19 protein-coding genes are annotated in these 20686 nt (G+C 67.8%); 9 read left to right on the top strand and 10 right to left on the bottom strand.

What is annotated here, in order from left to right:
• Positions 1–76 precede the first annotated feature (76 nt).
• Both TBD_RS13925 and TBD_RS14385 read right to left on the bottom strand, forming a co-directional pair.
• Positions 77–631 (bottom strand): glycine zipper 2TM domain-containing protein, encoded by a 555-nt coding sequence (locus tag TBD_RS13925; RefSeq protein WP_011313290.1) that lies wholly within the window; start codon positions 629–631, stop codon positions 77–79.
• A 27-nt stretch (positions 632–658) separates the two neighbouring features.
• Positions 659–1054 (bottom strand): hypothetical protein, encoded by a 396-nt coding sequence (locus TBD_RS14385; protein WP_011313289.1) that lies wholly within the window; start codon positions 1052–1054, stop codon positions 659–661.
• A 245-nt stretch (positions 1055–1299) separates the two neighbouring features.
• Between TBD_RS14385 and TBD_RS13915 the strand changes: the two genes are divergently transcribed.
• The gene (locus TBD_RS13915) at positions 1300–2454 is read left to right on the top strand and encodes an OmpP1/FadL family transporter (protein ID WP_011313288.1); all 1155 of its coding nucleotides are present in this window, start codon (positions 1300–1302) and stop codon (positions 2452–2454) included.
• Between the two features lie 78 nt (positions 2455–2532).
• Here the strand turns inward: TBD_RS13915 and TBD_RS13910 are convergent, their stop codons facing one another.
• The 8 genes from TBD_RS13910 to gltB form a co-directional block, all read right to left on the bottom strand.
• The gene (locus tag TBD_RS13910) at positions 2533–2853 is read right to left on the bottom strand and encodes a hypothetical protein (protein ID WP_011313287.1); all 321 of its coding nucleotides are present in this window, start codon (positions 2851–2853) and stop codon (positions 2533–2535) included.
• Between the two features lie 230 nt (positions 2854–3083).
• Positions 3084–3470: a hypothetical protein gene (locus TBD_RS14380; RefSeq protein WP_011313286.1), complete on the bottom strand. Its 387-nt coding sequence runs from the start codon at positions 3468–3470 to the stop codon at positions 3084–3086.
• 306 nt (positions 3471–3776) lie between these two features.
• Positions 3777–3944, bottom strand: a complete 168-nt coding sequence (locus tag TBD_RS14680) for a DUF1328 domain-containing protein (protein ID WP_011313284.1) — start codon at positions 3942–3944, stop codon at positions 3777–3779.
• Between the two features lie 160 nt (positions 3945–4104).
• Positions 4105–5454: a sigma 54-interacting transcriptional regulator gene (locus TBD_RS13895; protein ID WP_011313283.1), complete on the bottom strand. Its 1350-nt coding sequence runs from the start codon at positions 5452–5454 to the stop codon at positions 4105–4107.
• Entirely contained in the window at positions 5451–6008 is a 558-nt protein-coding gene (locus TBD_RS13890) for a hypothetical protein (RefSeq protein WP_011313282.1), read from the bottom strand. The genes TBD_RS13895 and TBD_RS13890 overlap by 4 nt, the downstream gene beginning before the upstream one ends.
• Positions 6005–7438: a sensor histidine kinase gene (locus TBD_RS13885; RefSeq protein ID WP_041432807.1), complete on the bottom strand. Its 1434-nt coding sequence runs from the start codon at positions 7436–7438 to the stop codon at positions 6005–6007. Before TBD_RS13885 ends, TBD_RS13890 begins: the two co-directional genes overlap by 4 nt.
• A 73-nt stretch (positions 7439–7511) precedes the next feature.
• On the bottom strand, positions 7512–8957 hold the full coding sequence (locus TBD_RS13880; RefSeq protein ID WP_011313280.1) for an FAD-dependent oxidoreductase: 1446 nt from the start codon (positions 8955–8957) through the stop codon (positions 7512–7514).
• Positions 8957–13441 carry a glutamate synthase large subunit gene (gene gltB / locus TBD_RS13875; protein ID WP_011313279.1) on the bottom strand — a complete coding sequence of 1495 codons (4485 nt, stop codon included), beginning with the start codon at positions 13439–13441 and terminating at the stop codon, positions 8957–8959. The genes TBD_RS13880 and gltB overlap by 1 nt, the downstream gene beginning before the upstream one ends.
• Positions 13442–13683: 242 nt before the next feature.
• On the opposite strand from gltB, the gene TBD_RS13870 reads away from it, so the two are divergent.
• From TBD_RS13870 to TBD_RS13835, 8 genes are all read left to right on the top strand, one after another.
• Positions 13684–14529, top strand: a complete 846-nt coding sequence (locus TBD_RS13870) for an endonuclease/exonuclease/phosphatase family protein (RefSeq protein WP_011313278.1) — start codon at positions 13684–13686, stop codon at positions 14527–14529.
• Between the two features lie 182 nt (positions 14530–14711).
• Positions 14712–15209: a hypothetical protein gene (locus TBD_RS13865; RefSeq protein ID WP_011313277.1), complete on the top strand. Its 498-nt coding sequence runs from the start codon at positions 14712–14714 to the stop codon at positions 15207–15209.
• Positions 15210–15218: 9 nt separating this feature from the next.
• A complete protein-coding gene (locus TBD_RS13860; protein WP_011313276.1) occupies positions 15219–15737 on the top strand; it encodes a DUF421 domain-containing protein in 519 nt (172 codons plus the stop codon).
• A 117-nt stretch (positions 15738–15854) separates the two neighbouring features.
• On the top strand, positions 15855–17192 hold the full coding sequence (locus tag TBD_RS13855; RefSeq protein WP_011313275.1) for an NAD(P)/FAD-dependent oxidoreductase: 1338 nt from the start codon (positions 15855–15857) through the stop codon (positions 17190–17192).
• An 8-nt stretch (positions 17193–17200) separates the two neighbouring features.
• A complete protein-coding gene (locus TBD_RS14915) occupies positions 17201–18262 on the top strand; it encodes a hypothetical protein (protein WP_011313274.1) in 1062 nt (353 codons plus the stop codon).
• Positions 18241–19080 carry a MipA/OmpV family protein gene (locus TBD_RS14910; protein ID WP_011313273.1) on the top strand — a complete coding sequence of 280 codons (840 nt, stop codon included), beginning with the start codon at positions 18241–18243 and terminating at the stop codon, positions 19078–19080. Before TBD_RS14915 ends, TBD_RS14910 begins: the two co-directional genes overlap by 22 nt.
• Before the next feature lie 20 nt (positions 19081–19100).
• Entirely contained in the window at positions 19101–19907 is an 807-nt protein-coding gene (locus TBD_RS13840) for a lysophospholipid acyltransferase family protein (RefSeq protein ID WP_238376464.1), read from the top strand.
• A complete protein-coding gene (locus TBD_RS13835) occupies positions 19904–20686 on the top strand; it encodes a glycosyltransferase family 2 protein (protein ID WP_011313271.1) in 783 nt (260 codons plus the stop codon). The genes TBD_RS13840 and TBD_RS13835 overlap by 4 nt, the downstream gene beginning before the upstream one ends.

Genomic DNA, 20686 nt, shown 5'->3' with positions numbered 1-20686 from the left:
GCCCGGAAAAAGGGCCAGGACGCAAAGCCTGAATTCTAACAGGCTTGGCGCCGCTGGCCGGGCCGCGCCGGCCCCCTCAACTACGGCGGAAGGTCCACTGGCCGCGGCCTGCCGGGCAGGCGAGCATGGCGCGCGGTCTGCCGCCGTCGACGCTCACCGTGGCCCGGCGGCAGCCGTCGCCCGCCAGCGCCCCCGGCGTGAAGTGGTAGCGGTGGCCGTCGGTGTGCCACACGACGGGGACGCCCGGACGGCCGAGTTCGAGCGCGTGGCCCATGCAGGCACGGTCGCGCGCGTCGATGCTTTCGCCGATCGCGTGGCCGAGGACGGCGCCGAGCACCCCGCCGACGACCATGCCGACCACGCGGTCGTCGCCGCCGGCGACCTGGCCCCCGATGACGGCGCCCGAGACGCCGCCGATGACGGTGCCGATTTCGTCGCTGTTGCAGCGTCCGGCCGAGATGCCGTAGTCGTGCGCGTAGACGGCGCCGCTGCGGCCCTGATAGTGCTTGGCCTTTGCCGGCTTGTCGTACGATTTTTTATGGTAGCCATGGGCCGGTGCGTGGGCGGGCGGATCGGCCCAGGCCGGCGTCACGAGCAGGGTGGCGAGGGACAGCGCGAGAGGATATTTCATTGCATCTCCTTGGTCGGGACTAAGAGCTTAACGACCCCAGGCGTGCCGACTGTAGGGCGTGCCGCTTGCGAGCCGGTCGTGGTCGTGCCGTGCGCTGCGGATGTGGTGGCTCGCGCGGTCGAGCCTACGGTCGAGACGGCGCTGCTCGCGCGCGTCGATAGCGCCGTCGGCCGCGAAATGGCGGGCCAGCCCGTGGATCTCGCGTTGCTCCCGCTGCAGGCGGCGGAATTCGCCGCGCGTCAGCTCGCCGTTCTCGCGGCCGGCGTGGATGCGCTGGTGCTGCCGGTCCTGACGGGCCTCGACCGCGTGCAAGTGGGGCTGGGCGCGGGGCGTCTGCCACCCGGCGGCGGCGCTGCCGGCCCCCAGGGCGAGCGTGGCGAGGGTGATGAGACCAAGGGAGGTTTTGGTGAAGCTGGGTTTCATGGCGTGTTCCTTTCAGGGAAAGTTCAGCGAAAGTCGGACAGGTCCCGACGTTTCCCACTCTAAAAACACGGTGTAAGGGGCGTGTGTGGCGCGCGTAACGCTCGGTAACGCGATGTTACGGCGCAACACGTCGCGCGAAATACCCGGCTTTGGCGTCAAAAAGGCCTTCAGCGCGCGACTCCGGCACCGTTAATCCTTTAGAATTTTTGGCTTTGCGCGTCTAGAACCACACCTCAGGAGACTTCATGCAACTCAGTAAACTCGCGGCCGGCGTCGCCGCGGCGGTATTCGCTTTGCCCGGATCGGCGCTCGCCACCAACGGCATGCTCATGGATGGCTACGGCCCGGTCGCGACCGGCATGGGCGGCGCCGCCATGGCCTACGACAACGGCACGGCGGCGCTGGCCAACAATCCCGCCACGCTTGGCCTCATGGCCGACGGCAGCCGCATCGATCTGATGCTCGGTTTCGTCGGTCCGGACGTCGAAACCTCGATGGGCATGGGCAAATCCGAGGCCGACGCCTTCTACATGCCGGCCTTCGGCTACGTCAAGAAAGAGGGCAAGTTTGCTTACGGCTTCGGTATCTACGGCCAGGGCGGCATGGGGACCGAGTACGCGAACGGCGACCTCGCCCAGGTCAGCGTCGGCCGCGTGATCTTTCCGCTGACCTACAGCGTGAACGAGCGCTTCAACATCGGCGGCAGCGTCGACCTCGTCTGGGGCGGCATGGATCTTGTCGCGCAAATGGCGAACATCAACTTCAAGGACACGAGCGACTTCAGCGGTCAGGCCAAAGGTTACGGCGTCGCGGGCAAGCTCGGCTTTACCTACAAGCTGAACCCCGGGCTGACGCTGGGCGGTGTCTATCAGACCGCCGGCAATCTTCCCGATCTCGAGGACGGCGGCTACGAAGTCGAGGGCTTCGACATGCCCGCCGTCGTCGGACTCGGCCTGGCCTGGCAGGCGAACGACCGGCTGCTGGTCGCCGCCGACGTCAAGGAATTGCTGTGGGGCGCGAGCATGAACACGGTCACCATCCACACGCCGGGCGGCGACGTGCCGTTCCGGCAGGACTGGGAAGACCAGCTCGTCGTCTCGCTCGGTCTCGCCTACCGCTTCACCGACGCCTTCACGGGGCGCATCGGCTACAACTACGGCGAGAACCCGATCCCCAGCGACCTCGTGAACTACCTCTGGCCGGCGACGACCGAACGCCACTACACGGCCGGCTTCGGCTACGTCTTCGATCAGCACTCGCAGGTCAATTTTGCGGTCAGCTACGTGCCCGAAGTGACCGTGACGGGCACGGGGCCTTCGCCCTTGATGGGTGGCAACGGCGGCATGGTGATCGAGCACAGCCAGATCAATTGGCAGTTGATGTACAGCTACAGCTTCTGATCGCCGCAGGCGTGTCACCATGAAAAAGGCCGGCATTCGCCGGCCTTTTTCTTTCTGCACGCTATCAGGGCGGCCCCTCTATTCGCCGGGCTCCCTGGTCGGCGACGGGGCGTCCGTCCGATCGCGCCCCTCAGGCGGGACGGCCGCGAGGGCCGCGGTCTCTTCCATTTCGCGCACGGCACGCTCGGCCTGCTCGCTCGCTTCCTGAGTGGGCCCGGTGTCGTTGCAACCATTCAGGATCAATAGGCTGGTCAGCACGGCCAGCACGGCGTAGGACGCATGCCACGAATGACTGCGCTTCGGACGAAAATCGACCTGGTGGGACATGCCGGTCCCGGCGCCGCTCCATTCGTACAGCCGCATATGTTCATCGTTGAGATGTCTGCTGATCAAATGCATGTCATTCCTCATCGTTGATGTCGTCCGGGCAAATGAGCGCCCGGGACGCACGGATAATCGCTTCGCGTCCGCGACCGGAGCGAAGGGTGTTGCAAGGTATGTCTTTATGGGTCTCTGCGCGACTGCGCCAATTGGCCCGCCGCGGCTGCCCGGTGTGGGTGCGCCGGGCAGACGGCGGGTGTCGAACTCACAAGTCGGATCGATCGCTGGTGGGGCGATAGAGGTACTGCTTACATGCCGCCGCCCGAGCTGGGCGAGGCGGGGGTGGCGGGAACCGCCGGGGTGGTGGACGAGCCGCCGGCGGTGCCGTCGTCAGTCGGAGCGGACATGCTGTCGTCCGCGCCCGAGCTGCCGGTCGAACCCGAGTAGCCCGAGCCCGATTCGATCTTGGCGAACTCGTCCTTGCTCAGGCTCTTGCTGCCGTCCGCGTCGATCGTGCCGAACGTGCTCTTGGTTCCGCCTTGAGCCTCGTATTCGTCCATGCTGACCTTGCCGTCGCTGTTCGCGTCATAGCTCTTGAACGCCGACGAGGCGCCGGCGGCCAGGACCGAGCCCGAAACGGCCGAGAACAGACCGACGAATGCCATAGTCATTACGCGCTGATTAAGCGATTTCATAGCTATCTCCTGTGTAACGAGTTGAGTGAATGCAAAATGCACTCGGGGTGGGATACAGCGACAACCGTGCCAGGCGGCTTTTTCAATTTATATTCAATGGCTTGCGGCGATCTGCCCCGACCGCCGGCGAAAACGGCACCGGCCGCCACAGGTGATCTGTCGCGCTGCGGTGACACCCCGCTGCGCGATGCCCCAAGCGCTTGTTTGTACGGCGGTTTTTTGTCTGCGTTTTGCGACAAGCGCGGCGAGCGCGGCTTCGGGACGAAAAAAAGGGGAGCCGCAGCTCCCCGGGATGTTACGAATTGACTAGACCGTGGGCGGCCGGCGACCCATCACCAGCATGATGAGGACGGCCGCCAGACCCACGACGAACAGGACCTTTGCGATCCAGGCAGCCGTCCCGGCGAGGCCGGCGAAGCCGAAGATGCCTGCCGCAATGGCAATGACCAGAAACGTGATAGCCCATCCGAACATGGCGTTCTCCTTTCAAAATGACTGAGCCCCGAAGGGATGCGTCGTTCCGATGCAGAGGACGTGCCAGGGCCGTTTTCCCCTTGAGAATCAATCCATTGTGCCGTGACGGGTCGAGCCGTTAGCGCTAAGGCCGCCCGGCGCTGTCGCCCGGCGAAGACGCTCAGGGCGCGTCGTCGCGATCCTTGAACAGCGCGGGCGTCAGGCCGTGACGCTGCAGCAGCCGGTAGACCTCGGTGCGGTTGCGTCCGGCGAGCCGCGCGACTTCGCTGACCTGGCCGCGCGTGAGCTTGAGCAGGGAGATGAGATAGTCGCGCTCGAAGGCGGCGCGGGCTTCGGCGAGCGGCTGAATCTCCGCCGGTTTCTCGCGCAGTGCGCGCGCGACGAGGCTGCCGGGGATCGTCGGCGTCGTACAGAGGGCGACGCACTGTTCGAGCACGTTGCGCAGCTGGCGGATGTTGCCCGGCCAATCGGCGGCGGCCAGCATGTCGAGCGCGTCGGGGGCGAAGCCGCGTACACGACGGTCGTATTTCTCGGTCAGCTCGGCGAGGAAATGCTGCGCCAGCAGCGGAATGTCCTCGCGCCGCTCGCGCAGCGGCGGCAGCATGAGGTTGACGACGTTGAGACGGTAGTAGAGGTCCTCGCGGAATTCGCCGCTGCCGATGGCATCCTCGAGGTTCCTGTGTGTCGCCGAGAGGATGCGCACGTCGACCGGGCGCGTCTCGGTCGCCCCCACCGGACGCACCTCGCCTTCCTGCAGGACGCGCAGGAGCTTGACCTGCAGCGGCAGCGGCATGTCGCCGATCTCGTCGAGAAACACCGTGCCGCCCTGCGCGCTCATGAAGAGGCCCGGATTGTCGCGCGCCGCGCCCGTGAAGGCGCCCTTGAGGTGGCCGAAGAGCTCGGATTCGAGCAGTTCGGCCGGGATCGCGCCGCAGTTGATCGCGACGAATGGCTTGGCGCGGCGCGGGCTGGCGCGGTGGATGGCCCGCGCGAGCAACTCCTTGCCGGTGCCGGATTCGCCCTGGATCAGCAGCGAGGCTTCGCTCTGCGCGGCGAGCCGCGCCTCGGCCAGCAAGGCTTCCATCGCCGGGCTGGCGGTGATGATTTCGGCGCGCCAGTCGTCCGCGACCTCCGCGGCGCTTACGCCCAGGCGGGTCGCGCGCTTCAGGAGTTCGATCAGCGTCGGCGCGTCGTAGGGCTTGGTCAGATAGCCGAACAGCCCTTGCTGGGTCGCCGCGACCGCGTCGGGAATGGTTCCGTGCGCGGTCAGCACGACGACGGGCAGCGCAGGATCGCGCGCCTGTATCGCGCGGAACAGCGCCATGCCGTCCATGCCGGCCATCTGCAGGTCGGTCAGCACGGCGTCCGGCCGCGCCAGCGCGAGCTGCGCGAGCGCGGCCTCGCCGCTGTCGACGGCGACCACGCGAAACCCGTTCGCTTCGAGCCGCAGCGTGATCAGCTCGCGCAGCGCGGCGTCATCGTCGACGACGAGGATGGTCAGCTTCTTCATGGCGCTTTCGGCACGACGCCGCGCTGCTGCAGCGATTTCTCGAGCGCCTTGATCTGCTCGAGTTTCTCCTGCAGTTCGTGGACGCGTGCGTTCTGCTGCTTGAGTTCGATGCGGGCCTTGAGGGATTTCTTCATCAGCTCGACCAGGATTTGCGCATGGACATCGATTTCCACGAGCGAGTTCAGCGTCTTCAGGCTGCGGTCGAGCGCCTCGATGCTGTCCTCGCGCTCGAGCAGCGCGGCAAGCTGGAAGCGCCGGGTGTCGTCGAGCCGCCGCTGCGCCTCGAGCGCACCGAGGTCGCGCCGGCGTTGTTCGGGCGAGAGGCTCGCGACGCGGAACAATTCGTCGAGGAGTTGGGCGCCGCGCGAGCCGACCCGCGCGGCCGCGTCGGCCGGCGGCGTCGTGCGCGCCGCGCTTCGCGCCGCGTCGTCGACGATCAGCCAGTCGTTCGCCGGCGGACAGTCCCGTGCGGGCGCACGTTCGGGCGGACGGGTCGCGGCGCAGGCCGCGAGCAGCAGCGAGAGCATGGCGATGGAGAGGAATTTCAGCTTCATGGTGGGAGCGGCAGGCTTAGACGGAAACAGGTGGACCAGGGCGGTGCGTCGACGATGCCGATCGCGCCGCCGGCGGCGAGCACCGATTCGCGCACGATCGACAGGCCGAGCCCGCTGCCCTTGACCGTGCTCGCGGGCTGGCGCGGACCCTGGAAGAAGGGCTCGAAGACGCGGGCGCGCAAGGCTTCGGGGATGCCTTCGCCCTGGTCGCAGAACCAGAGCACGACGGCGTCGTCGGCGACTTCGCTCCTGACCAGGATGCGTCCCTCGTCCGGGCTGAATTTGACCGCATTCGAGAGCAGGTTGTCGAGCACGGTTTCGAGCAGTGCGCGATCGGCGAGCACGGCGGGCGCCGCGAATTCGGTCTCGACCACGATGCGGCGCGCCTCGAGCGCGAGGCGCTGGCGTTCGAGCACGCTCGCGAGCGCCTCGGCTAGCGCCACCGGCACCGCGGGCGGGCGCGCATCCTGGAGGTTGCCGTAGCGGAGCAGATCCTCGATGCGCTGCTGCAGGTCGCGGCTGCCGGTATCCATGATCGTCACGATCGCGCGCTGACGCGGATTGAGGCTGCCGGCGAGTTCGTCGCCGAGCAGGGCGACGCCTTCGCGCAGCGAGGCCAGCGGGGTCTTGAGTTCGTGCGAGACCTGGCGCAGGAACTGCAGTTTCTGTTCCTCGAGCGCCTGCAGGCGCTGGCGCAGCCAGTCCATCTCGCGCCCGAGTTCGACGATGTCCTGCGGCCCGCTGATCGCGGGCAGCGGGCCGAGATCGGCCTGTCCGAGCTGCTGGATCGAGGCCTTGAGCTGCTTGATCGGGCGGTTGATGAGCCAGGAAAACACGGCCGCGAGGAGCAGCGTCAGCGGGATCAGCGCGAGCCCGAGCGCAATCAGGCGTTGTTGCGTCGCTTGCACGGTTGCCTCGAGTACTTGCAGTTCTCCCTCGACCGCGGTGTCGGCCTCGTGCAGCAGGTTTTCGGCGCCGACGTGCAGATCGTCGAAGGCCGGGTCGAGCGCGTGGAAACGCTCGCTGTCGAGAAAGCGGCCGGGCTGCAGCGTGCGGTAGAGCGCGAGGCTGCGCGTGCGCAGCGTCGCCAGCGTGCTGCGCGCGAGCGGGTCGCTCAGGCGCGGCTCGAGTTCGGCGAGCTGCTTCTGCAGCGCGTCGAAGCGCGCGTGCAGCGCCGGACCGAACTCCTTGTCCTGGAGCAGGTGGTACTGCCCGGCCGCGCGCTGCAGCTGGCTGACCGAGTCGACGACCTGGCGCACGTCGCGCGTGACCGCGAGGCTGTCGCGCGTGAACTGCCGCTGGGTGTCGAGCACGCCCTGCAGCACGTGCACTGCGTTGATGAGCCCGCTCGCGAGCGGCACGATGAGCACGCCCATGGCGGCGATCACGAGGATCGTGAACGAGCGCGGGTAATAGGGACCGGAAAGCATGCGGGCTGAAGGCGCGGACATTGTCGCAGCATACCCGGTTCGCGCGCCGGCAGCCGCCGGCGCGCGGGCGATGCTAGATCTCGAGGTAGGCGAGGATACCCTTGGCGGCCTCGCGGCCTTCCCACACCGCGGTCACGACGAGGTCGGAACCGCGGACCATGTCGCCGCCGGCGAAGACCTTGGGGTTGGCGGTCTGGTAGGGGTGCGCCTGGCCGCTCGCGATGACACGCCCGGCGGGGTCGGTCGCGATCGCGTGCTCGGCGAACCAGGGCTGCGGGTTCGGGCGGAAGCCGAAGGCGACTATGACGTGGTCGGCTGCGATGATTTCCTCAGAACCCGGAATGACGACCGGCGTGCGGCGGCCGCGCGCGTCGGGCGGGCCGAGTTCGGTCGTGACGAGCTTGACGCCCTCGACGCGGCCGTTGCCTACGATCTCGACCGGCTGGCGGTTCCACAGGAATTGCACGCCTTCTTCCTTGGCGTTGGCGACTTCGCGCTTGGAGCCGGGCATGTTCTTCTCGTCGCGCCGGTAGGCGCAGACGACGGACGCCGCGCCCTGGCGGATGCTCGTGCGGTTGCAGTCCATCGCCGTGTCGCCGCCGCCGAGGACGACGACGCGCTTGCCCTTCATGTCGTGGAAGGCCTCGTCCGGACCGGCGAGTTCGAGGCATTGGCGGACGTTGGAAATCAGGAAGGGCAGCGCTTCGAGCACGCCCGGCAGGTCCTCGCCCGGGAAGCCGCCCTTCATGTAGGTGTAGGTGCCCATGCCCATGAATACGGCGTCGTATTCGTCGAGCAAGGTCTGCATCGAGACGTCGCGGCCGACCTCGGTGTTGAGACGGAATTCGATGCCCATGCCCTCGAATACCTCGCGGCGGCGGGTCATGACGGTCTTTTCCATCTTGAACTCGGGGATGCCGAAGGTCAGCAGGCCGCCGATCGCGTCGTAGCGGTCGTAGACCACCGCTTGCACGCCGTTGCGCGCAAGCACGTCGGCGCAGGCGAGGCCGGCCGGGCCTGCGCCGATCACGGCGACCCTCCTGCCGCTCGGCACGACGTTCGAGAGGTCGGGCCGCCAGCCGGCCTTGAATGCCTCCTCGGAAATGTAGCGCTCGATCTGGCCGATCGTGACCGCGCCGAAGCCGCCCGTGTTCGGGCCGCCGCCGACCGCTTCACCGAAGCCGTCGGTGTTGAGCGTGCAGGCGCCTTCGCAGAGCCGGTCCTGCGGACACACGCGGCCGCACACCTCGGGCAGCGAATTGGTCTGGTGCGAGAGTTCGGCCGCCTCGAACAGGCGGCCTTCGTTCACGAGCTTGAGCCAGTTCGGGATGTAGTTGTGCACCGGGCACTTCCACTCGCAGTAGGGGTTGCCGCAGCCGAGGCAGCGGTCGGCCTGCTCCTGCGCGTGCGCCGGGTCCATCAGCGCGTAGATCTCGCGGAATTCATGCTTGCGCACGTCGGCAGGCGTCTTCGCGCCGTCGCGGCGCGACTGCTTCAGGAACTGGAATACGTCACCCATTATGCTTCCAATACTTCACGTTGCTGGCCGGGCAGATCCTCGACCAGGTCTTCGATCGAAATGCGCTTCGGCTTGACCAGCCAGGCCTTCGCCAGGGCCGCGTCGAAGTCGGCGAGGATTTCGCGCGCGCGCGCGCTGCCAGTCAGCGCGAGGTGGCGCTCGACCTGGCCCCTGAGGAAGATGCGGTAAGGCTCGGTCTCGACGCTCGTGATGCGCGTCAGTTCGATCATTTCCTTGTTCGCCTTGGACATGAAGTCGCCGGCCTCGTCGATCACGAAGGCCATGCCGCCCGACATGCCGGCGCCGAAGTTGAGCCCGGTGTCGCCGAGCACGATCACGGTGCCGCCGGTCATGTATTCGCAGCCGTGGTCGCCGATGCCTTCGACGACCGCGAGCGCGCCGGAGTTGCGCACGCCGAAGCGCTCACCGCCCATGCCCGCGGCGTAGAGTTCGCCGCCGGTCGCGCCGTACAGGCAGGTGTTGCCGATCAGCGTGTTGCGGTGGGCCTCGAAGGTCGCCGTGCACGGCGGATAGATCACGAGGCGGCCGCCGCCCATGCCCTTGCCGACGTAGTCGTTGGCGTCGCCTTCGAGCGTCAGGGTCAGGCCCTTGTGGTTCCACACGCCGAAACTCTGCCCGGCCGAGCCGGCGAGACCGATGCGGATGGTGTCGTCGGGCAGGCCCTTCGCGCCGTGCGCCTTGGCGATTTCGCCCGACAGGCGCGCGCCGATCGAGCGGTTGATGTTGCGAATCGCGTAGTCGAGTTCGATCCGTGTCCCGGCCTTGATCGCGCCGATCGCGTCGGCGACCATCTTCTCGGCGAGCTCGCCCTTGTCGAACGAGGGATTGCGTTCCTGCTGGGCGAAGCGCGGCGCGTCGGCGGGAATGTCACCCTGCGAGAGCAGCACGTCGAGCTTGAGCCGGCCCTGGCGCGGCGTTTCGCCGGGCGAGAGCTCCAGGAGGTCGGTACGGCCGATGAGGTCGGTCAGCGAGCGAACGCCGAGCTGGGCCATCAGTTCGCGCGTCTCCTCGGCGACGAACTTGAAGTAGTTCACGACCATCCCGGGCAGGCCGATGAAGTGCTCCTTCCTGAGCGTGTCGTTCTGCGTTGCGATGCCGGTCGCGCAGTTGTTGAGGTGGCAGATGCGCAGGTACTTGCAGCCGAGCGCGACCATCGGGCCGGTGCCGAAGCCGAACGACTCGGCACCGAGGATCGCGGCCTTGATGACGTCGAGGCCGGTTTTCAGGCCGCCGTCGGTCTGCACGCGCACCCTTCCCCTCAAACCATTTGCGCGCAGCACCTGCTGCGCCTCCGACAGACCCAGTTCCCACGGCGTGCCGGCATATTTCACGCTGGTCAGCGGGCTTGCGCCGGTGCCGCCGTCGTAGCCCGAGATCGTGATGAGGTCGGCGTAGGCCTTGGCCACCCCCGCGGCGATCGTGCCGACACCCGGTTCGGCGACGAGCTTGACGGACACGAGCGCATCAGGATTGACCTGCTTGAGGTCGAAGATCAGCTGCGCGAGGTCCTCGATCGAATAGATGTCGTGGTGCGGCGGCGGCGAGATCAGCGTGGTCCCGGGCTTGCAGTGACGCAAGCTGGCGATCATCGGCGACACCTTGTCGCCCGGGAGCTGGCCGCCCTCGCCGGGCTTGGCGCCCTGCGCGATCTTGATCTGCAGCACCTCGGCGTTGACGAGGTAGGTCGCGGTGACGCCGAAGCGGCCCGACGCGACCTGCTTGATCTTGGACGTCTTGACCGTGCCGTAGCGCCTGGGGTCCTCGCCGCCTTCGCCCGAGTTCGAGCGGCCGCCGATCCGGTTCATGCCTTCGGCGAGCGCCTCGTGCGCTTCGGGCGACAAGGCGCCCAAGGACATGCCGGCGGAGTCGAAGCGCTTGAGGATCGTCTCGAGCGGCTCGACTTCCTCGAGCGGGATCGGCGTCGAACCGGTCTTCAGCTTCATGAGGTCGCGCACCATCGCGACCGGGCGCGTGTTGACGATCTCGGAATATTTCTTGAATTCCGCGTAGTCGCCGGTCTTCACCGCCTTCTGCAGCTGCTGCACGACGTCGGGATTGTAGGCGTGGAACTCCTCGCCGAACATGAATTTCAGCAGGCCGCCGGCCGACAGCGGGCGCAGCGGGTTGAACGCGGTCTTGTGCAGGAGCTTCTGGTCGGACTCGAAGTCCTCGAAGTTGGCGCCCGAGATGCGCGACACCGTGCCCTTCAGGCATAGCGCGACCACACTTTCATGGAGCCCGATGGCCTCGAACAACTGCGCGCCGCGGTAGCTCGCGACGAGCGAGATGCCCATCTTCGAGAGCACCTTGTAGAGCCCCTTGTCTATGCCCTTGCGGAAGTTCGCGAGGGCCTTCTCGAGCCCGGGCTTGATTTCGCCGCTCTTCACGAATTCGCCGATGACCTGGTAGGCCAGATAGGGGTAGACCGCGGTCGCGCCGTAGCCGATCAGGCAGGCGTAGTGGTGCGGGTCGCGGACCGTGCCGGTCTCGACGACGATGTTCGCGTCGCAGCGCAGGCCGGCGTTGATCAGCGCGTGATGCACGGCGCCGGTCGCGAACAGCGCGTGGATCGGCAGGCGGTTCTTCGCGATGTTGCGGTCGGACAGCACGAGAATGACCTTGCCGCCCTTGACCGCTTCGATCGCGCGTGCGGTGAGCGCCTGCAGCCCGGCTTCGAGCGTGGTCGAGGCCGGGTCGTAGTGGAGATCGAGCGTGGTCGCGGCAAACGCCGGGTCGTTCAGGTTCAAGAGCTTGTCGAAGGCTTCCTTCGACAGCAGCGGCGAATGGACCTCGACGCGGTGCGCGTGCGCGGGGCTTTCCTTGAACAGGTTGCGCTCGGGGCCGAAGGCGGTGTCGAGCGACATCACGATCGCCTCGCGGATCGGGTCGATCGGCGGATTGGTGACCTGCGCGAACTGCTGGCGCAGGTAGTCGAACGGCGAACGCACCTTCTGGCTCAACACGGCCATCGGCGTATCGTCGCCCATCGAGCCGATCGCCTCGGCGCCGTCCTCGGCGAGCACGCGGATGATCTGGTCGCGCTCCTCGAAGCTCACGTTGAAGAGCTTCTGGTGGGTCAGCAGGCTCGCGGCGTCCATGATCGCGAGGTCGGCGTCCTGGCCGATCGACAGGTCGAGCTTGACCGCGCTCGCCTTGAGCCATTCGCGGTAGGGCTGGGCGCCCTTCAATTCGTTGTCGATGTCTTCGGGCATCAGGAGACGGCCGGTCTCGAGGTCGGCGGCGACCATCTGCCCGGGCTTCACGCGCCCCTTCATCTCGACGTTGGCCGGATCGACCTGCCACACGCCGACTTCGGACGCGATCGTCAGGATGCGGTCCTTGGTCAGCACCCAGCGCGCGGGCCGCAGGCCGTTGCGGTCGAGCGTACAGACCGCGTAACGACCGTCCGTCAAAACAATCCCGGCGGGGCCGTCCCACGGCTCCATGTGCATCGAGTTGTATTCGTAGAAGGCGCGGATGTCGGCATCCATCGCCTCGACGTTCTGCCAGGCCGGCGGGATCACGAGGCGCAGCGCGCGGAACAGCCCCGCGCCGCCCATGACCAGACCCTCGACCATGTTGTCGAGGCTCATCGAGTCAGAACCCTTGGTGCCGACGATCGGTCGGATCGCGTCCATGTCCGGGATCAGCGGCGTCTCGAACTTCTGCTCGCGCGCACGGCTCCAGTTGCGGTTGCCCTGCACGGTGTTGATCTCGCCGTTGTGCGCGAGGTAGCGGAAGGGTTGCGCGAGGCGCCACTGTGGCCAGGTGTTGGTCGAGAAGCGCTGGTGGAAGACGACGAGCGCCGAAGCGAAGCGCGCGTCGTTGAGATCGGGGTAGAAGACCGGCAGGTTGGCCGGCATCACGAGGCCCTTGTAGCTGATGACGCGGCACGACAGCGTCGGCAGGTAGAACACCGGATCGACGGCGTCGAGCGCTTTTTCGGCCTGGCGACGGGCGATGTAGAGCTTGCGCTCGAAGTCGTCCTCGGAAAGTCCCGTCGGCGCGTTGACGAACACCTGCTCGAAGTGCGGCAGCGACTCGAGCGCCGATTCGCCGCACACCGACGGGTCGGTCGGCACCAGGCGGAAGCCAGCGACGACGAGGCCCTGCGCTTCGAGCGCCGACTTCAGCGTGGCACGCGCGTGGGCCTGCGGGCCGGCGTCGCGCGACAGGAAGACGAGGCCGGCGGCGTACAGTTCGCCGAGCGTGAATCCGGCGTCACCGGCGACCGCGCGCAGGAAGGCGTCGGGTTTCTTGAACAGCAGGCCGCAGCCATCGCCCGACAGGCCGTCGGCCGCGATCGCGCCGCGGTGCGTCATGCAGGCGAGCGAGCCGATCGCGTTCTGCACCAGCGTGTGACTGGGCTGGTTGTCGATCTGCGCGATGAGGCCGAAGCCGCAGCTATCCTGTTCGAAATCGGGCGAGTAGAGCGTCCCGTCCAGCCAAGCTTGTCGTTCCATGGTTCCGTGTGCTCAGGCAACAGCGGCCTGCCCGTCACAATCGGATCGGGCAAGCCGCGAAAAATTCAGGCGAAAAGTGCGACATTTTAATCCTGTCCGCCGCTCCGGGCAATGCGCCGGGCCCCGAAAACCTTGCCCGAACAAGGGCCTCGGCGCGGCCGGGCACGGTCGGCCAGCCCGGCCTCGGAATGCCTATGCTCAGAACGTCTGTCCTCATACCGCCCAGGGCGGGGCGAAGTGCGATGAAGCTTCTGAGCTGGAACATCCAGTGGGGCCGGGGCATGGACGGCCGGGTCGACCTCGCGCGCCTCGTCCGGGCCATCGAACACCTGGGCGCCTTCGACGTCATCTGCCTGCAGGAGGTCGCCGTCAACTTTCCGGCGCTGCCCGGCAGCCGTGGCGAGGACCAGTTCGCGCAACTCGCGGCGGCGCTGCCGGGCTACACGGCGCTCTACGTCGCCGCAACCGACGTGCCGGGCGCGTCCGGCCGCAGCCGGTTCGGCAACGCGATCTTCTCGCGCCTGCCGGTCGGCCAGGTGTGGCGCCACGCGCTGCCCTGGCGCCCCGAAGCCGGAGTGCCGAGCATGCAGCGCGCGCTGCTCGAAGCGGTGATCCTGCGCGAGGCGGGGCCGCTGCGCGTGCTCACGACGCACCTCGAGTACTACTCGCAGGGCCAGCGCCAACTGCAGATCGAGGCGATCCGGAACCTGCACGCCGAGGCCTGCGCAATGACGCGATGGGCGGCGCCCGAGGAGGAGCGCGGCGGGCCGTTCGCGAGCCAGGGGCGGCCGGCGCAGGCGATCCTCTGCGGCGACATGAATTTTTCCCCGTCGGCAGCCGAGCGCGCGCGGCTGCTCGCTCCGTTCGCCGACGCGACGCCGGCCTGGGTCGACGCCTGGACGGCGCTGCATCCGGGCGTGCCGCACCCGCCGAGCGTCGGCATCCATCCGGTCGACTTCGTCGACCATCCCGAATGTTTCGACTTCGTCTTCGCGACCGAAGGGCTAAGCGCGGCGCTCAGCGACTACGGCGTCGACGCCGAAACCGAGGCGTCGGATCATCAGCCGGTCTGGGTCGCGCTCGACTGACATCCGCTGGCCGCCGCTTCAAGCCCGGCCGTCGCGTGCTTGCAATCCTTACAAAGCGTTTCCCCGCATTACAGCGGACGCGCCGCGGCCGGCGGGCTTTCGTTCCGCCGCGCCGGCCGCAAGGATGCCAAGCCAGGCACAGCGCTTGCGTCACTGCGGGAACCTGGTCTTGAGGATCCGCGATGGAACGGACGGAGTACCCCGCTCTCGAGATCGACATCGACCCCGAGCGCCAGCGGCGCGAGTGGCGGGTCAAGCGTGTCGCCTGGGCGCTGCTCTACGTCGCGCTGGCCGCGATCCTTTTCGGCGTGCTCGGCGGGGGGCCGGTCAGCACGACCGCGGTCGCGCCGGACGACGGCTCGCTGCAGCTCGAGTACGAAAAATTCGCGCGCCGCCACGCGCCCGACCAGTTGCGCGTTGCCGCGACGGCCGCCGCCGATACGGTCGAGATCCACCTGGACAGTGCCTATCTGAGCGACATCCGGCTCGAGGAGATCACGCCCGAGCCCGAGCGCGTGGTCGTCGCCGACGGCGCGACGACCTTCGTCTTCAACGCGCGTCGCGGCGCCCGGCTGCGGCTCAGTTTCGACTATCAGCCCGAACGCGTCGGCACGCTGCGTGGCTCGATCGCCGCGGGCGACGGCGCGCGCGTCGCGTTCCGACAGTTTGTCTACCCGTAGCGGGCCGCCATGGAATTCGTCGTCCGCGCCTTCGTCATTTACCTGTTCCTGCTCGTGCTTTTCCGACTCACCGGCAAGCGCATGCTGAGCGAGCTGTCGACCTTTGACTTCATCCTCCTGCTGATCATCAGCGAGGCCACGCAGAATGCGCTGGTCGGCGACGACAAATCGCTGACGACCGGGATGGCGGTCATCCTCACGCTGGTGATGCTCGAAGTCGCGATGTCGTATCTCAAGAAGCGTTTCAAATCGGTGGAAAAGGCCATGGAAGGCATGCCGGTCATGCTCGTCGACCGCGGCAAGGTCATCGAGGAACACCTGACGAAGACCCACGTCTCGCGCGACGACATCCTGCAGAGCGCACGCCAGCACCAAGGCATCGAGCGCATGGACCAGATCAAGTACGCCGTGCTCGAGACGAGCGGCGGCATCTCGGTCATACCCGTCGAGCCCGAAATCGAGACGCTGCTCGAAGCGCGCATCGAGGCCGCGCTCGCGCGGCGGGCGTCCGGCGACGCCGAACCATAGCCGCGCCGGCGAGGTGGCGCCGGCTAACGTTCGTCACCCCGTTTCGGTAAAATCCGCGCGTTCAAATAAAAACGTCCGCGGCCGCCGTCCGGAGCCGTCGCCGACCGGAGAAACTTCTTGTCCCACGGCCCCCGCTTGCCCGACACCGCCGATCATCATTGCGACGTGCTCGTCATGGGCGGCGGCCCTGCAGGGTCGACCGCCGCCGCGCTGCTGGCAGAAAAAGGCCATCGCGTCACGCTGCTCGAAAAGGCGCGCCACCCGCGTTTCCATATCGGCGAATCGCTCCTGCCCGCCAACCTCCCGCTGCTCGACCGGCTCGGCGTGCGCAACGAGGTCGAAGCCATCGGCATGGTCAAGTACGGGGCCGAGTTCGTCTCACCCTGGCATACACATCGGCAGGCGTTCGAGTTCGCCGACGCGTGGAACAAGACGATGCCGAGCGCGTATCAGGTGCGCCGTTCGGAGTTCGACGAGATCCTGATCCGCAACGCGGCACGGCGGGGCGCCGAGGTGGTCGAGGCGTGTCGCGTTCGCGAAGTCGAACTGCTGCCCGGCGCCGCCGGCGCGGTCGTCGCTGCCGAACACGAGGACGGCCGCCGCGAGACCTGGCGCTGCCGCTTCCTGGTCGATGCGACCGGCCGCGACACCGTGCTCGGCAATCGCCTGAAGGCGAAACAGCGCAACCCGAAACACAACAGTTCGGCCCTGTACGCGCACTTCCGCGGCGCCACGCGCAATCCCGGCAGGATGGCCGGCCACATCACGATCTTCTGGTTCGAGCACGGCTGGTTCTGGTTCATTCCGCTCGCCGACGGCACGACGAGCGTCGGCGCGGTGACCTGGCCGCACCGCGTCAAGGCGCGCGACAAACCGGTGCGCGAGTTCTTCCTCGATCAGATCGCGCTGTGCCCGGCGCTCGCCGAGCGGCTCGAGGACGCCGAGCTCGTCTCCGACGTCGAGGCGACCGGTAACTTTTCCTACGCCTGCGACCACAGCCACGGCGCGGCCTATCTGCTGCTCGGCGACGCGTACGCCTTCGTCGATCCGGTGTTTTCGTCGGGCGTGATGCTCGCGATGAACAGCGCCTTCGCCGGCGCCGACGCGATCGACGTGTGCCTGTGCGAACCGCGCCGTGCGGCCCGCGCGCTCAAGCGTTTCGACCGCGTGATGACGCACGGGCCGCGCGAGTTTTCGTGGTTCATCTACCGCGTGACCAATCCGACCATGCGCGAGCTCTTCATGTCGCCGCACAACGTTTTCCGCGTTAAGGAAGCCCTGCTCTCGGTGCTCGCGGGCGACATTTTCGGCAAGACGCCGATCTGGCCCTCGCTGTGGATGTTCAAGGCGATCTACTACCTCGCGTCGCTGCGGCAACTGAAGCGCACGCTCGCGGCGTGGAAGCGCCGGCGCTTCAACATCCGCTACGTCGAAGACGTCGAGGGCGCGCGCTGACCGCGACCATGCTGCAACTGGATTACCTCCCGGCTTCGCGTCTCGCGCACGCCCGCCCCGGCGAGCTGGCGGACGTGCTCGGTGGCATCTGCTTTGCGCCGCGCGCCGCCGCACCCGTGCTGCCGGACCTGCCGCTACTCGCCGTCGACATCGCGTCGCCGCCCGGGCAGGCGCCGGTATGCGAGATCTGGCGCTGCAGCGAGCCGCTCGAGCCGGGCCGCGCGGGGGCGATACGCTACCGCGAAGGCGCGAATCTGCTGTTCGGCTGCGTCGAACTCGACGAAGCCGCCGGCGACGACGGCAAGACGCCGCTGCAGGCCGCGACCGAGGCCGCCTACGGGTCGGTGTTCGCGCTGCTCGAAGCGCGGGGCTACCGAGACGTGTTGCGCTTCTGGAACTACTTCCCAGCGATCAATGCCGAGCACCACGCGAGCGAACGCTATCGCCAGTTCAACGTCGGCCGGCAGGACGCCTTCCTCGCCCACGGCCATGCGGTCATCGGCACGGTGCCTGCCGCCTGCGCGCTCGGCTCGGCGGGCGGGCCGCTGCATCTCGCGTTTCTCGCCGCGCGCGCGCCGCTCGCCAGCGTCGAGAATCCGCGCCAGGTCAGCGCCTATCATTATCCGGACGCCTACGGCCCGCGCAGCCCGACCTTCTCGCGGGCCGGTCTGGTCCGGCTCGACGGACAGGACATGCTGTTCGTTTCCGGCACCGCGAGCATCGTCGGCCACGAGACGCTGCACCGCGGCGACGTCGCGGCGCAGACGCGCGAATCGCTGTGCAACATCGCGGCCGTGGCCGCCGAGGCCGCGCGCCGGACGCCGTCCGCGCGCTTCGGCCTCGATGCGCTCGCGTACAAGGTCTACGTGCGCCGCGTGGAAGACCTCGCGACCGTGCGCGACGTCTTCGCCCGTACGGTCGGCGCCGATGTGACCGCGGTGTTCCTGCTCGCCGACGTCTGCCGGGCCGACCTTCTGGTCGAGATCGAGGCCTCGGGTGGCCACGCGCTCGGTCCCGGGGCGCAGGCATTTTTGACGAGGAGACCGCCGTGCGCTGCCGTATCCGTTTGATCGCCGCGGCCGCCCTGGTCGCGGCCGCCGTACCGGGTTTCGCGTGGGCGGCGGACAAGCCGCTCTGGGAAGCCGGTGTCGGAATGAGCGCGCTGGCCTTCCCCGATTATCGGGGTTCGGACGAATCGAGCCTGTACGGGATTCCGTTTCCGTATTTCGTCTATCGCGGCACCTTTCTCAAGGCCGACCGGGACGGCATCCGCGGTACCTTTTTCGACAGCGAACACGTCGAGCTCAACGTCAGCGTCGGCGCGTCGCTGCCGGTCAACAGCGACGACAGCGAGGCGCGCGCGGGCATGCCCGATCTGCAGCCGACGGTCGAACTCGGGCCTTCGCTCGAATTCAAGCTGTGGCGCAGTGCCGACCGCCGCAGGCGGCTCGACCTGCGGCTGCCGCTGCGTGCGGCGCTCACGGTGGCGGGCGGCGTGGACGACGTCGGCTGGGTGTTCTCGCCGCGCGTCAATCTCGACCTCGCCGATCCGGCCGGGCTTGCCGGCTGGAAACTCGGCCTCCTCGCAGGGCCGATGTTCGGCTCCGAGCGCAACCACGACTATTTCTATTCGGTCGCGCCGCAGTATGCGACCGCCGACCGCCCGGCCTTCGACGCCGAGGGCGGCTACGCCGGCACGCAGTTTCTCGCCGCGCTGTCGAAGCGTTACCCGAAATACTGGGTCGGCGCGTTCGCGCGCTGGGATAGTCTCAAGGGCGCGGGTTTCATCGACAGCCCGCTGGTGCGCCGCGACAGCTATTTCGCCGCCGGCGTCGGCGTCGCCTTCATACTCGGCGAATCGTCGACGCGGGTCGAGGCGGACGAGTGAGGACAGGTGCGGCATCCCTGTTGGGACTGTTGAAGTCGGTGCTGCACCGGCTCTACGAATACTTCGCGCTGTGGTTCGGTCTCGCGCTGCTCGGTGCGATCTCGCTGACCTGGTCGACGCTGTCGGTGCCGCTTTACCACGTCCTGCCCCGGCGCTGGGCCACCCCGCTCGGGCGCTGGGCGATCGCGAGCGGTTTCCGTATCTACCTCGGCGCCTTGTCGGCGATCGGCGCCTGCCGCTTCGATCTCTCCGCGCTCGACGCGCTGCGCGACGAAGGGCCGCTCATCATCGCGCCGAACCATCCCTGTCTGCTCGACGCGCTGATGGTGCTGTCGCGTTTGCCCAGGATGGCGTGCATCATGAAGGCCGACATCGTCGACAACGTCTTTCTCGGCGCGGGCGCGCGGCTCGCCGGCTACATCCGCAACGACGCCCAGCTCAGCATGATCCGTCAGGCCGTCGCCGAGCTGCAGAACGGCAGTCATCTGCTGCTCTTCCCCGAAGGCACGCGCACGCGGCGCTGGCCGGTCAACCCTTGCACCGGCACGACCGGGTTGATCGCCGCGCGCGCCCGGGTGCCGGTCCAGACCGTGCTGATCGAGACCGACTCCGCCTACCTTAGCAAAGGCTGGCCGCTGTTCCGGCGGCCGGCCATGCCGATCACCTATCGCGTCCGCCTCGGCCGCCGCTTCGAGCCACCGGAGAAAGCCGGGCCGTTCACCGAAGAGCTCGAGCGCTATTTCGTCGACGCGCTGCGCGAAGCGCCGCATTTCCTGTTGCCCGACGCGCCGCCGGCGAGCGAACCCGTGCGTCCGCGTCTGACGTGACGCCGCCCGCGGCTTCGGCCAGCCATCTCGTCCTCATCCCGAGCTACAACCCGGGCCCGCGCGTCTACGAAACGGTGCGCGCGGCGCGCGCGGTCTGGTCGCCGGTGTGGGTCGTCGTCGACGGCAGCACCGACGGCAGCGCCGAGCGACTGCAGGAGATGGCCGCGGCCGACCCGGGCTTGAACGTACTGCGGCTGTCGCGTAATCAGGGCAAAGGCGCGGCCGTGCTCCACGGCCTCGATCGCGCCGCTGCGGCGGGCTACACCCACGTGCTGACGATGGATTCGGACGGCCAGCATCCCGCGCAACTGATTCCGGCCTTCATGGCGGCCTCGGCGGCCGCGCCCGACGTCATGGTGCTCGGCGTTCCCGTGTTCGACGCGGACGCGCCGGCCCTGCGCGTGCACGGGCGCAAGGTCTCGAACGGGTGGGCGAATCTCGAGACGCTGTGGATGGGAATCGGCGACTCGCTCTACGGCTTTCGCGTCTATCCGATCGAACCCCTGCGCCGCGTCATGCGCGGGCAGCGCTGGATGCGGCGCTTCGATTTCGACCCGGAAGCCGTCGTGCGGCTGTGCTGGCGCGGCGTACGCCCGGTCAACCTGGCCGCCCCGGTCAAGTATCCCGCGGCCGCCGAAGGCGGCGTCTCGCATTTCAACTACCTGCGCGACAACGCCTTGCTGACGTGGATGCACATCCGCCTGATGGCAGGCTTCGTCATGCGTCTTCCGCTGCTCGTGTTGCGCCGCCTCACGGCGCGAGGTCCCGCCCCCCGATGA

This window comes from Thiobacillus denitrificans ATCC 25259 (assembly GCF_000012745.1).
In the GTDB taxonomy this organism is placed as follows: Bacteria; Pseudomonadota; Gammaproteobacteria; order Burkholderiales; family Thiobacillaceae; genus Thiobacillus; species Thiobacillus denitrificans_B.
Note: the sequence above shows the minus strand (reverse complement) of the source record. Positions and strands in the feature narration are given on the sequence as shown.